Annotated in this window: 10 protein-coding genes and 1 riboswitch; of the genes, 6 read left to right on the top strand and 4 right to left on the bottom strand. The window is 33.8% G+C overall.

Annotated features, from left to right (window positions below; all coding sequences use genetic code 11):
• Positions 1–81: 81 nt before the first annotated feature.
• Together lysS and MY04_RS03760 are read right to left on the bottom strand one after the other, a co-directional pair.
• Positions 82–1,836, bottom strand: coding sequence for a lysine--tRNA ligase (lysS, locus tag MY04_RS03765; protein WP_066206539.1), 1,755 nt, complete (start codon positions 1,834–1,836; stop codon positions 82–84).
• 245 nt (positions 1,837–2,081) lie between these two features.
• A complete protein-coding gene (locus tag MY04_RS03760) occupies positions 2,082–2,960 on the bottom strand; it encodes a bile acid:sodium symporter family protein (RefSeq protein ID WP_066206537.1) in 879 nt (292 codons plus the stop codon).
• Positions 2,961–3,155: 195 nt separating this feature from the next.
• Between MY04_RS03760 and MY04_RS03755 the strand changes: the two genes are divergently transcribed.
• Positions 3,156–3,539 (top strand): hypothetical protein, encoded by a 384-nt coding sequence (locus MY04_RS03755; RefSeq protein WP_066206534.1) that lies wholly within the window; start codon positions 3,156–3,158, stop codon positions 3,537–3,539.
• An 84-nt stretch (positions 3,540–3,623) separates the two neighbouring features.
• Here the strand turns inward: MY04_RS03755 and MY04_RS03750 are convergent, their stop codons facing one another.
• The gene (locus MY04_RS03750; protein WP_066206531.1) at positions 3,624–3,998 is read right to left on the bottom strand and encodes a PH domain-containing protein; all 375 of its coding nucleotides are present in this window, start codon (positions 3,996–3,998) and stop codon (positions 3,624–3,626) included.
• Between the two features lie 70 nt (positions 3,999–4,068).
• Positions 4,069–5,196: an MORN repeat-containing protein gene (locus tag MY04_RS03745; protein ID WP_158297546.1), complete on the bottom strand. Its 1,128-nt coding sequence runs from the start codon at positions 5,194–5,196 to the stop codon at positions 4,069–4,071.
• Between the two features lie 205 nt (positions 5,197–5,401).
• Between MY04_RS03745 and MY04_RS03740 the strand changes: the two genes are divergently transcribed.
• From MY04_RS03740 to MY04_RS03720, 5 genes are all read left to right on the top strand, one after another.
• The gene (locus MY04_RS03740; RefSeq protein ID WP_066206522.1) at positions 5,402–6,268 is read left to right on the top strand and encodes an N-acetylmuramoyl-L-alanine amidase-like domain-containing protein; all 867 of its coding nucleotides are present in this window, start codon (positions 5,402–5,404) and stop codon (positions 6,266–6,268) included.
• Between the two features lie 94 nt (positions 6,269–6,362).
• The gene (locus MY04_RS03735; protein WP_158297545.1) at positions 6,363–8,978 is read left to right on the top strand and encodes a carboxypeptidase-like regulatory domain-containing protein; all 2,616 of its coding nucleotides are present in this window, start codon (positions 6,363–6,365) and stop codon (positions 8,976–8,978) included.
• A 156-nt stretch (positions 8,979–9,134) separates the two neighbouring features.
• Positions 9,135–9,308: riboswitch (cobalamin riboswitch) on the top strand.
• A 20-nt stretch (positions 9,309–9,328) separates the two neighbouring features.
• Positions 9,329–10,483: an ABC transporter substrate-binding protein gene (locus MY04_RS03730; RefSeq protein ID WP_066206516.1), complete on the top strand. Its 1,155-nt coding sequence runs from the start codon at positions 9,329–9,331 to the stop codon at positions 10,481–10,483.
• Positions 10,483–12,354, top strand: a complete 1,872-nt coding sequence (locus MY04_RS03725) for a TonB-dependent receptor (RefSeq protein WP_066206513.1) — start codon at positions 10,483–10,485, stop codon at positions 12,352–12,354. Before MY04_RS03730 ends, MY04_RS03725 begins: the two co-directional genes overlap by 1 nt.
• 13 nt (positions 12,355–12,367) lie before the next feature.
• Complete coding sequence (locus MY04_RS03720) at positions 12,368–13,462, top strand: YncE family protein (RefSeq protein ID WP_066206510.1); 1,095 nt, start codon at positions 12,368–12,370, stop codon at positions 13,460–13,462.
• Positions 13,463–13,471: the final 9 nt, after the last annotated feature.

Here is a 13,471-nt window from a genome sequence, read left to right as displayed (position 1 = left end):
AAGAAAACAAAAAGCGATGAACTTCCGAAGAAATTCACCGCTTTTTTATATTCAATAAAGATTACTCTTTATCTTAATTACTTATGCTTTTGCTGCTGCAGCTTTTGAAATCCAGCCTTCAACCAAATCTTTTGATGGGTTTGGAATCTGCTTCAATTTCAATTTCTTTTTCATACCGATGAAATCATTCATCAATTTACCTGCTGCTTTATCAGCTAAATCTGAAGTCATGTAGAAACCTAATTTGTGCATCACAGGAATTAAATCCTTTTCCACTCCGATTTCTGCCCATGCTGCTTCAGAAGATGCCTCAGGCCATTTTTCAGGACGCATTTGAGGGAAGAACAATACTTCTTGGATAGAAGCATTATCTGTCAACATCATTACCAAACGGTCGATACCAATACCTAAACCAGATGTAGGAGGCATACCGTATTCTAATGCTCTCAAGAAGTCTTGGTCGATGAACATTGCTTCATCATCACCTGCTTCCATTAACTTCATTTGCTCTTCGAAACGCTCTCTTTGATCAATTGGGTCATTCAGCTCAGAGTAAGCATTGGCTACCTCTTTACCATTCACCATCAATTCGAAACGTTCTGTCAATTCTGGATTATCACGATGACGCTTACATAAAGGAGACATCTCAACAGGATAGTCAGTAATGAATGTTGGTTGGATATAGTTACCCTCACATTTCTCACCGAAGATCTCGTCGATCAATTTACCTTTACCCATTGTTTCGTCATGCTCAATGCCTAACTCATCACAGAATACACGTAATTCTTCAACAGATTTACCGTTGATATCTTTACCTGTATGTTCCATAATCGCCTCAGCCATAGTTACACGACGGTAAGGTGCTTTGAAAGAGATTTGGCTCTCTCCTACTACAGCATCTGTTGTACCGTTGGCTGCCATTGCTACGTGCTCTAAACATTGCTCGGTGAATTCCATCATCCAGTTGTAATCTTTGTAGGCTACATAGATTTCAACTGCTGTAAACTCAGGGTTATGCGTTCTGTCCATACCTTCGTTACGGAAGTTTCTAGAGAACTCATAAACACCATCAAAACCACCAACGATTAAACGCTTTAAGTAAAGCTCATTGGCAATTCTTAAGTACAATGGAATATCCAAAGCATTGTGGTGAGTCACAAACGGGCTAGCCGCTGCACCACCTGGAATAGCTTGTAAAACTGGCGTATCAACTTCTAAATGACCATGATCGTTGAAGAATCCACGCATAGCGTTAATGATCTTCGTTCTTTTCAAGAACGTTTCTTTAACACCTTTATTTACTACCAAATCAACATAACGTTGACGGTATCTTAATTCTGGATCAGTAAATGCGTCGTGAACAGTTTCGTTACCATCCTCGTCCTTAGTTAACTTAACAGCTGGAAGCGGTTTCAAAGATTTTGATAAAACCTTCAAGCTTTTCGCATGAATACTGATTTCACCAACTTGAGTTTTGAATACAAAACCCTCGATGCCAATAAAGTCACCACGGTCCAAAAGTTTCTTGAACACCTTATTGTACATCGTCTTGTCTTCACCTGGACAAATTTCGTCTCTTGCAATATACACCTGAATTCTACCAGATGCATCCTGAAGTTCTGCGAAAGAGGCTTTACCCATTTCACGAACACTCATAAGACGACCAGCAATAGTAATAGTACCGTAATCGTTAGGTCTGCGTTCGAAGTTATCTAAGATATCTTTTGCAGATACGTTTACGTCAAATTTTGCCGCTGGATATGGATCAATCCCAAGATCCATTAATTGTTGTCTTTTTTCTCTACGGAGTACTTCCTGTTCACTAAGAATTTGCATTATCGAATGTTTTATTCTTTTGATGTAGCTTACTATAACTACATAATTTCAATCTGCGAAAATAATAGATTTAATTTGAAAAATTGATGTATTTCAAAAAATACTCAACACTTTATTGGGTATTTAAAACTTATTAGAAAAATGAGCATAATTAGATGTTCATTTTATCACCCAATTATGCTCATTTGATGTTCACCCTTACAAAATGATTCTGAATTAGTTCTTATCATTTTATAAAGAATATTCTATTCTGTAGCGGCCACTTCTTCTTCTGTTCCTTTTCTCGAAAAGAAAAATATTATTGCTCCAGAAGTAAAGAACATAATTAAAGAATAAACACCCGCTGCTATCGAAAGGTCGACTCTATTCATGATACCAATAGCAATAGTAATGGCCATAGTACCATTCTGAATTCCTGTTTCAATGGAAATAGAAGTTGCTTGTGCTTTATTCAAATTAAATAAACGACTTACACCATACCCCATCAACATAGTAATTACATTTAAAGACAATGTGGCAATACCTGCCTGAGAGAAGTACTCTACGACATTGTCTCTTTCTTTTACAACAATACCAATAATCATTACTATTAATATTACTGCTGATGCAATTTTCGTAGGCTTGGCCATTTTAGATGCAAAATTAGGAGCGAATTTTCTAATGGTCATACCCAAAACGATAGGAATTACACTCACTATCATGATCTTTTTTATCGTATCAGGAACATCCAATAAAATGGTTTGATCTTGACTCATGAAAAAAGATGTTCCAAAATTGATCACGAATGGAATTGTAAGAATAGTCAGAAAGCTCGATATAGCTGTTAAAGATACAGATAGTGCCGTATCGCCTTTCGCTAAATGTGTAATCAAATTTGATGTTGGACCACCAGGACAAGCGGCCAAAATGATTAACCCTACTGCGATAAATGATGGTAATGCCAATGCATATGCAATCCCAAAGGCTACAATTGGAAGAGCTACAATTTGTAGAAATAGGCCTAAAAATACAGCCAACGGTTTTTTGAAAATTCTTTTGAAGTCATCAGGAACTAGAGATAGCCCCATACCCAACATAATAACTGCAAGGCAAATACCTAACAGAATAGTGCTTAAGTTATTCATAGCAGATGTTTAGAATGAGAAATTAATACTTGGTAGTAACAGTTTTACTTAATTAAAAAATCATTAATTGCATATTTTAATGATAGTAATTGTAATGATATCAGAAAGAATTGAAAAATCAAAAATAAAAATTAATGAAAGCAACGTATTGGATCAAATGCCGTTAGTTTATATTGAAACAAAAATAATATTATAATGACCATTAGTTTGTTAAAGTATATCTCTGATGTAAAATCGGAAATCAAGTTTTGGACAAACGAGATTACCTTTTACATTAACGAGATAAAGTTATCAAACGATAGGATTGACTTGTATTTAAATAGGTCTAATGATGTCATTCAGCAAAACAAACTCAAAGAATTTAAACAACTTAATGAAAAGATTATTAAGAGGATAAACGACGTTTTAGCTGAAATTGATGTGTTTGACGATTCTTTACTTAGTGTAAACAATAATACTATTGTCACCGACGAAACGTTTGAAAAATACAGTTATTTCAAAGAAAAATTAGATGGCATTGCCAATGAATACATGGCCTTAAAAGATAAATTCGTAAGGTTTAGTATATCATCATTATAGCCACAAAATTATTAAAATTATGAAGCCACTTGGGTATTATGTAACTCAAGTGGCTTTGCTTTTTTTACAGTCTCTATAGTACTTTTAAAGTGTTCCTTCTGATAAAATCTGATAGACTTCTCTTACATCTTTATCGCTACCAAATTTTGTTTGCAAAGGTTCTGGTAAACGTTTCGTCCATATCTTTAATTCAGAGTCGGCATCAAAATTACCTTTTGTCTCCATAGAGAACATTTCGATGCTTTTATAAGGAATAGAAAGCAATTCGGCTTTTTTACCAGTAATGCCTTGTTTATCGATCACAATTAAACGCTTATTTGTAAAAATCCACTGGTCTCTTATCAATTTATAAGCACTTACAAATTCTTCATCAGAGGCCAAGACAAATCCGAATTGTTCTCTTACGTCTTCAATATCATGAGAAGACACATTACCCATCAGGCTATTAAATAATCCCATTAGTGTTGTTTTTAGATAAAAAAAAGATGCTTATGAAGGTAAGCATCTTTTCTTGAAAAAGGAATAATAATTATTCTTCTTCTACATAATTATACATCTGTTGTTTTTGTTCCTTCACCTCTTTCTTCTCTTCTTCAACTTCAGTTTTAATCTTGTATTTCTTTTTTCTTAGTTCTTCATCACGCTTTTTCTTTTCCTCACAAGTCCCTGCCCACCAATGACCTACTTGGTTTTTATATGCTTGATATGGGTTTTTGTATTCTTTCCCATCACAACCACAAACAGGATCATCAGTAAAATCAAACGATACTTTACGTTTATCATTTTCGTTAAATTCGCAGGTCATTTTTCTCAATGTTTCAATATCTCTTTGAGCCAAAGGAATTTCAAGATTCATTGTCCTAGAACATTTAGTAGGATAGTAAAGTGATTTATCAAAATCGTATGGGTTTGCATAGACTAAGTATTCTTCGTTCTCAAAAAATACGTAATCGCAAGATGTATAACCTGCTCTTAGGTACACCTTACGCTTAGGATATAGTGCTCCTTTCCAGTATTCAGAAACGACCATCCCTACTCTATCGTAACCTTCGTCTGTTGTTTCTACTTCAAAAACTTTAGCGATAAAAACAGCCTCCGATTCGTTGTAAGATTCTTCTACAGATACCGATTCTCTATAACAATCGCATGGTACATACTCGTCTTCTCTCCACTCACCTTGTTCAGTATCTCCATTAGGGTAAAGCATAATTCCTTTACCATGTCTTTTACCGTTTTTCCATTCACCTATATATTGTGCTCCATTCGGATACCAATGTTGACCTTCACCATTTACCTGATTGTTTACCCAAGTACCTTCGTGTCTTTCACCAGTAGCAGTGATAAGCACACCTCTTCCGTGCATTTTTCCATCTAAGAAGCCTCCTTTATAAATATCGCCGGTGGCCCAAGTATAAACACCAGCACCAAAAGGTTGTCCTTTAAAGAAGTTACCTTCATATTTATTTCCATTGGCAAATCGAAGAGTACCTCTACCTTCCATTAAATCGTTCCTCCATTTTCCTTGGTATTGAGTTCCATCTTCCCAAGTATATGTACCGGAACCATGTCTTTTGCCATCTCCGTTATATTGGCCAACATATTTATCTTTTTCAGGATTATCACTTATATCTTGAGCGTAAACACTGGAAAAAGTCAAAAAAATAAATGAAAAAAATATACTTAGAGTTTTATTCAACATCCTTAATGTAATTTTATACGTTGATATCAAGAAAGCTTGTTGATTACAACTTAAACTTTTTGAAGTTTGATAAAGTTTTTTGTCAGCTTAGAGTAAATAAATTTTAAACTCTAGCGAAGATTTATGTAATTTCAGCTTATCTACAAAATTGCAAAAAATTAATATGTCTAAACAATTCTTCGCCACAATTTGCCTTTTATTTATCACTTTTTATGGGAAGTGTCAAGTTACTTGCAGTATTCCTAACAAAAAAGCCTTCGAAGAACGTGTCGATTCGCTCAATAAAATTGATTTAGACTCTTTAAATCAATCCCAGAAAGTAATCAAAATTGCTCAAACTTTTTTGGGAGAACCCTACATGGAGAAGACACTTGAAGTAGACACTAAGAAAGAAACAATCGTTGTAAACTTTACTGGATTTGATTGTACCACTTTTGTAGAAAATATGATTGGCCTATCTAAATTATATACAGGTGAGGAAAATGAGAAATATAGAACTTTGAACCATTATGTAAGTATTCTTGAACATATTCGGTACAGAGATGGTAAGTTGAATGGATATACCTCTAGACTTCATTATTTAACAGATTGGGTAAGAAATAATGAAGCAAAAGGCATTTTACATGATATTACTGAAGAAATTGGTGGAGAAACATATGATAAAGAAATCAACTTTATGAGTACACATATCACTGCTTATAATCAATTAGTTGATAACGATTCGGCAGTTACGGAAATCCGTAAAGTGGAGGCCAATATCAATAAAAAACCTTTATCTCAAATCTACATCAAAGATATTGCGAAAGTAGAAGATAAAATCCAACCTGGAGATATCATCGCTTTAGTATGTAAGGTGAAAGGTTTGGATGTTGCTCATGTGGGATTGGCGATCAGAAAAGATGATGGGCGAATCTATTTACTTCATGCTTCCCAATCAAAAGGAAAAGTAGTCATTACTGACAAACCATTAGCAGAATGGCTGAAAAACAGCAAATTGAATACAGGAATAACTGTTGCGCGACTAAATTAATTTTGTATATTTGACCCACGATCTTCTGACTAAAGATCTTTTTTTAACTATTTCTTTGGCCAATTTCTCATACCAAAGACTAACCAACATGAAAATGAAATCAATCTACTTGCTCCTGCTGGGATTGTTTACCAATACTCTTTTGTCTGCTCAAGATTTAAAAGGTAAACTTATAGACCAAGATGACAATTCCCCTATTCCTTTTGCAAATGTTTCTATAAAAGGAAAATACATGGGTGCCGCTACCAATGAAAAAGGTTATTTTAGAATTCCCATTAAAACTGAAAATCTTAAGGACACTTTAGAAGTTTCATGTATAGGTTTTGAGAAAAAACTCATTCCAATAGCAAAGTTGTCTTTGATGATGATGAATGATATTGGGTTACAATCGAATGCGACGGAATTGGACTTAGTCGTGGTTAAAGCTAAAATGCCTACTGTAAAGGACATCATACAAAACACGGCTAAAAAGTTCAAAAAAGAATTTAGACAAACTCCCTATCTAGGTGAATTTTACTATGCTGAATTGAAATACCAAAATGATGAATTCATTTCTGGCTTGGAAGGAAGTGGTGATATTTATTTCAATGAATTCGACCAAAAAACATACGAAATCACAGCATATAGAGGTGTTAATAATCTACTATTTGATCAACTCCGTGAGAACAAAAACCACAATTGGAATTATGATGAAAGTTGGGACTTTACAAACCTTCCTGAAAAAGATAAACGACAATTAGAAAAAGGTGGAAACATTAAAGAGACGGAAGATTATTATAGAAATCGCAACCTGATTCAATCTAAATTCTTATTAGGATACACTTGGAATATCATTCAAAACGGTCCTTTATTTAATGCTAATTCTTTTAAATACGATTTAGAAGATCTCTACTCTGAAAATGGGTTATCGATTTATGTACTTTCTTATAAAAGTGTGAATTCTAAAATTCAAGGTGCTGGAAAACTATATATCCGTGAGAATTATGAAGTTATTAAAATTGAAAGTGAGGATTTCTTTATTCCACTAAGTAAAGATCATTTTGATAATGTCTATCCATATATCAGTAATAGAAAAAACTCTAAAGGTAGCATACAATTAGCCTATAGAGATGGGCAAAACTACATTCAAGATGTAGACTATCAATTGGTTTATGACGATCCAAAAACCAAAACCACTTATGAGGGGCACTTAGATATTGTTAATTTCAGCACAGCTGAAGGTTATTCATTAAATGCTGGTAATAATTTTAGACTATCTGATAAAGTCGCCCTTTGGGTAGATATGGAATCACCTTTTGCAAAATATAATGGTGCGTATTGGGAGTTTAGATCGATTGATAGCAATAAGTATTCTCAACTAATCAATCAAAAAGAACTATCCTACACTAGTCTATACGATAAACGTGATTCTATCCGAGTGGAATATGATAGTTATTATAAAGGAAGAACTGAAGATCAACGTAAGAATGTGGCCATGAGTGATTTCATGAAGTACAAACAGACACGTGAATTACTAAAAAGAAGTACTTACACTCATCAAAATCACAAGGATATAAAAAATGAATTAAAAGAAATTAGAACGACTTATTTTGATCCTTATTATTTTAATAAACAAAGGGAAGAAATATCAGATAGTTTAAATTATCATTACACTTTCATGAAACAGATTGATGAAAGTACAAACATCCTTAATAATCTTGCTTATCATACTGACTATAAAGCTTCCAACCAATTGTTACAAGCGGTATTCAACAATATGGCGGATACCTTATTTGTTTATAAAGACAGGTTAAACGAAGATTTTATCAATGAAAATAAAGGTAATATCATTGCCTTATGGATTGAAGCCAATACGATCTACACAGAAAATTTCACAGATACGGTTAAAGTAAATAATCAAAACCACTTAATCTCAGTACTTAAACATTTCGATTTAAACGATCCGAATATTTATTCAAGTCCTGTGCTAGCTGAATATATTGCAGAAAGTATTCATACTCAGATAACCATAGTAGAAGATGATTTTACAAGTATAGAAAAAGGTCGTTTCAACCATCAAGCGAATACTAACTTAGAAAGATTTCAGGAAATCAATCAAAACGTTATTCAAAATGAGGAGTTGCAAGAAAAAGTATTGTTCGAGTACTTATCAAAATACCACTATTACAATGATACTTTGAGTAATGCTAAATTCAATCAATCCGTTGAAGTGTTTAAAAACACCTATCCTACATCCTCTCAAATTAAAGAATTAACCGGGCTAGCCAACAGAAGAAAAGGGTTCAAAGAAATAGATTTTCCAAAAGACATCTTGGTAACTGATGTTCATGATGAGGAATATTCTAAAAATTTTGATAATGGTACTTATGTGATAAACCTATTTGTAAGTTGGTGTGGCTTCTGTAGAAAAGGACTTCATGAAGATTTCCCTCCTATCATGGAAAGGTATAAAAATTCTGATATAAAATTTGTGTATTTATTCTGTGATCAATCTGATATAAAATGGAAAGAGGAGGTAAATAAACTACCCATTACCGAGCAAGTTCAATATTATAGGGTGACGGATCATAGTATCTCTCAACTAAGAAATACGTTAAATGTACAAGGTTACCCCACTCAGTTTATTGTGAAAGATGGCGTTATTATTAAAAGAATAACTGGTTTAAAACCACTCATTTTAGAAAAAGAATTGAACAATTTAGTTCATTAATACAAGTTTTAATAGGCCTTCTTAAATAATCGACATACTAATTATTTAAGAAGGCTTTTTTCATTTTCAAAATCATAATGTTCCACATCAATAGACCACAAAATTAAATTTACAAATGATCACAATCACTTAATAAGTGATACTTTGGAATTGTTTTATAACTTTTCTTCATCCATATTTGCATCAACAAAAGGGAATTTGGTGAGAATCCAAAACAGTCCCCGCTACTGTAACTTTTCCTATTTATTTAGGTTTTTGCAATACCACTGGGCAACCGGGAAGGTTCGAAATAAAAAGAAGTCAGGATATCTTTTGTTGTAGAATTATTCTTCGGGTGAAAAGTGAAAACAATGAAACGTCTTTTAAATGTACTCCTCATTTTAGGAGCATTATCCACAGTTTTATTTAGCTGTGAATCTCATACAAACAAAACTTCAAAGGAAACTTATCAAAGTTTTACTGCAACTCCTCTGCAAGTAAAATACGCTAAAACTTTCTCTCTTGACTATAAAGGTGATTACAAAGTTTTACATCTAATCAATCCTTTCAACGACAAAAAGACCTCTTATGTATTATTGCAAAAGGGTCAATCATTACCAACTGGTTTTACTCAAAACCAAGTAATTCGTATTCCTATTTCAAACATGATCACTACCACTACATCACAAACAACGATGATGGAAGAGTTGGGTGCATTAGATGCAATTAGAGGTTATGTTGATTCAACTTATATGTACAGTCAGGCTATTGTTGATCGAATGGCTGAAGGTAAAATTATAACAGTTGGGTATGACATTACTGATAATGCAGAAAAGATTCTTATGTCTAATGCAGACCTTGTAATGGTTGTGGGAAATTCTTCTGTAACTGCTCAATCTTTTCCTGTGATTAGAAAAGCAGGTATTCCAATTTTGTCGAACACTGATTGGCAAGAAAATGACTTATTAGGACGAGCTGAATGGGTAAAACTATTTGGAGCATTATTAAATAAAGAAAAGCAAGCTGATGCTTTATTTACAAGCATCGAATTAAAATATAACGATTTAGTAAAATTAGCGAAGCAATCGGATTCACAACCAAAAGTAATTACTGGTTTTCCTTACAAGGGAATGTGGTCTGTACCTGGAGGAAGTTCCTATTTGGCAAAAGCATTAGAACAAACACATGTTTCTTATCCTTGGAGTAATACAGATGAAACTGGAAGTATACAATTAGATTTGGAAGCTGTATTTGCTAAAGGTAAAAATGCTGACTTTTGGGTGAATGCAGGAACAACTGACAACCTACAGCAAATTTTAAATAAAGATTCACGTTATGGGCAATTCGATGCATTTAAAAATCGAATGGTCTTCAACCATAATAAACGAACAAGAGGTGGAATGGCTAGTGATTATTGGGCTACAGGTAACCTTCATCCTGAAATCGTTTTAGCAGACTTAATAAAGATATTTCATCCGGATTTGTTACCGGATCACGAACTCTATTTCTATCAGAAATTACAATAATGATTAAGAGGATTATCACATTAGTGTTTCTCTTTGCTCATGTTTCTCTTTTTGCTCAGGATGAATATCAACTTCCTGATCGTGAATTAAATGAAGTGGAAATTACAGCAAAGACCATGAAGTACTATAGTCAAGGAGCACATATACAATCTTTTGATAGTACTCAATTGGCTTTAGCCAATGATGGATCTTTGGCTAATCTTTTAAGGGATAAAGCTGGCGTACACATCAGAGAGTATGGTGTATCTGGACAGCTTTCTACTATATCTATGAGAGGTGCTTCACCAGAGAATACTGCTATTGTTTGGAATGGCATCAATCTAAATAGTATGACGACTGGTCAAACAGACATGTCAACTATCAATACTTTTTATTTTGATAATATTGATGTGCATTATGGTGCAAGCTCTGCTCAATATGGTTCAGGTGCTGTAGGTGGAGCAATTTTACTTCAAGACAATATTCAATGGAATCAGGAAAACCATTATGAATTACAAACTGCTTATGGTAGTTTTAATCAACAATTCTATGGTTTTAAAGCACAATACGGTCAAAATAAGTGGAGACATAAAACTGCGATATTATTTCAAAAAGCTGATAATGATTTCACTTTCTACAATCCATATGCTGGTGAAAATCAAACGCAAAATAATGCTGGTTTTCAACATGCTGGTGTGATGCACGAAACACATTATAAACCTACTGAAAACTCGGAAATCTCTTTGAATTTGTGGTACACGCAAGATGAGAGAGCAATTCAACCTATTATGGGGGATAATTTAAATCCTTCTAGATACGATTCTTTATCCAATGAAAACTTCCGAGCAGTAATCAATTATAAGTTAGATGGCAAAAAGTGGACTCACAACGCTAGTTTGGCTTATGTAAATGATTATTTGCTCAACGGAAGTTCAAAAATAGCATCAGAAAGAATAATTAGCGATTACAGAGCTGAAACAGCATTAAGTGATAAAGCTACCCTATTGTTAGGTGGTAACTTTAACAACATATGGCCTGATGTTTACGCTTACGCTGCCAATACTACTGAATTGAGAACTTCAGTTTTTGCAGCTTTACGATATGATTTTACAGATCGATTTTCCACTTCTATAAATCTAAGACAAGAATGGGTAACGGATTATGTTGCTCCTTTTACTCCTTCTTTAAACCTTACCTACGCTGCTATTGATAATCAAAAAAACAGATTGATTATTAAGAGTACAGCGGCAAGAAGTTATAGAGTCCCTACTTTAAATGAAAGGTACTGGGGTGGTGAAACGAATTCAGAAATCAAACCAGAAGATGGTTACAATGTGGATTTAGGAGGAGATTATACATTAACAGGAAATACATTGAGATTTAACTTAAATGTTACAGGTTTCTACCTAAGAACATATAATAAAATTCTTTGGGTACCAGGTAATCCAACTTATGCGAAAAACATTAAAGACATGCGTTCATTTGGTGTAGAGTCTGCAGCTAAGTTAGATAACTACTCTTCTAATCAAAGATTAAAATGGGTAGTAGGTATAAGTTATACTTTTACAGATGCTCAGGACATGGATAAAGACAAACAACTGATTTATGTCCCAAAGAGTCAACTTAAAAACTACGCTACCCTATCTTATTCAAAATGGTTCTTCAATCTGGATCATCAAGCAATTGGTAAGCGTACTACTATAAACGATTATTATAACCTAGATGGATTTAATGTATTTAATGCATCGATAGGTAAATCAATAGAACTCAATAAAACGACTTTAAGGTTAACATTTAAAGTCAACAATCTAACAGACGAGGTTTATCAGAATTATGAAGAATTCCCTATGCCTGGGAGAAACTTCATGCTGAAAGCCAATTTCACTATTTAATAGAATCTAAAAAATGAAACAATTTTACAAATTTTCAATCCTTTTCGCTTTAGTAGCGTTTGTTTTTACATCTTGTGTAGATGATAAAGATGCAACACCTTATGTTCCTGGACAATCAGGCTTTATGTTAAGTAATGCAGGTGCTTTTGGTCAGCCAAACACATCTTCTATTACTGGTGTAAGTATTTCAGATCAAGACACTACCGTTTCTCAAGCTGCATTTGAATCTGCAAATAATCAAAAAGTTTTAGGTTTAATTGAAGGTTTTTCTTCAAACGGAGAAGTTACAGTAATGAATGTTGCCGCATCTGATAGAATTATCATTGTGAATGCTAAAACAATGAAAATGATTTATGAAGTAAAAGAGGGTGTTCAAAACCCAAGATATACTGCATTTGATGGTAATACTGCTTATGTATCAATGTGGGGTGAACAACAACCTGATTATTCATATATCAACCCTAAGATTTTAGCAATTAATTTATCTACTGGAGCTATTGAAAAAAGTATTGACTGTGGTCCAAGCCCAGAAGGTATTTTAGCACATAATGGTAAACTATATGTTGCTTCTTCAGGATCTTATAATGTAGAAGTTTATGACATCGCTGATCTTGATGCTGAACCGACATTAGTTGATGTTCAAGCTGTTCCTCAACATTTTGTTTTAGATAACTCTGATAATGTATGGGTATCAGGTACTGCTTCTTGGTCATTACCTGCAGAGGATGCTAACAAAGGTTTGATCAAATTAAAAGCTGACCTTTCTGGTAAAGAAACAGTAATTAACTACACTGGTATTGGTAGTGATGGATTTGTTACTTCTGGTGCAGATAAATCAAAAGCATATGTTATTGGTTCTGACGGTGGTTGGCCAGTTGCTAAGACTGAGATTACTGAAGTAAACTTCTCTGCGAAATCAACTACAGCAATTATCACTGGAGATAACTTTACAGGTGTTGGTCAAAACCCTGCTACAAAAGATATTTATGTTGCTATCACTCCTGATTATGCGAACCCTGGTTCATATAGCATTTACTCAGAGACTGGTACTGCAAAATATGAAAATCAAGAGGCTGGAGTTGGTCCATTCCACTTTATTTTCAACTAAGACATTTTG

The organism is Flammeovirga sp. MY04, assembly GCF_001682195.2.
Classification (GTDB): Bacteria; Bacteroidota; Bacteroidia; order Cytophagales; family Flammeovirgaceae; genus Flammeovirga; species Flammeovirga yaeyamensis.
This window is presented reverse-complemented; position numbering and strand designations above follow the sequence as displayed.

What these genes read in the sequence shown, in the direction of transcription:
- lysS (WP_066206539.1), bottom strand. Translation starts at nt 1,836, where the DNA reads ATGCAAATTCTTAGTGAACAGGAAGTACTCCGTAGAGAAAAAAGACAA.
- MY04_RS03730 (WP_066206516.1), top strand. Translation starts at nt 9,329, where the DNA reads ATGAAACGTCTTTTAAATGTACTCCTCATTTTAGGAGCATTATCCACA.
- MY04_RS03755 (WP_066206534.1), top strand. Translation starts at nt 3,156, where the DNA reads ATGACCATTAGTTTGTTAAAGTATATCTCTGATGTAAAATCGGAAATC.
- MY04_RS03760 (WP_066206537.1), bottom strand. Translation starts at nt 2,960, where the DNA reads ATGAATAACTTAAGCACTATTCTGTTAGGTATTTGCCTTGCAGTTATT.
- MY04_RS03735 (WP_158297545.1), top strand. Translation starts at nt 6,363, where the DNA reads ATGAAATCAATCTACTTGCTCCTGCTGGGATTGTTTACCAATACTCTT.
- MY04_RS03740 (WP_066206522.1), top strand. Translation starts at nt 5,402, where the DNA reads ATGTCTAAACAATTCTTCGCCACAATTTGCCTTTTATTTATCACTTTT.
- MY04_RS03725 (WP_066206513.1), top strand. Translation starts at nt 10,483, where the DNA reads ATGATTAAGAGGATTATCACATTAGTGTTTCTCTTTGCTCATGTTTCT.
- MY04_RS03750 (WP_066206531.1), bottom strand. Translation starts at nt 3,998, where the DNA reads ATGGGATTATTTAATAGCCTGATGGGTAATGTGTCTTCTCATGATATT.
- MY04_RS03720 (WP_066206510.1), top strand. Translation starts at nt 12,368, where the DNA reads ATGAAACAATTTTACAAATTTTCAATCCTTTTCGCTTTAGTAGCGTTT.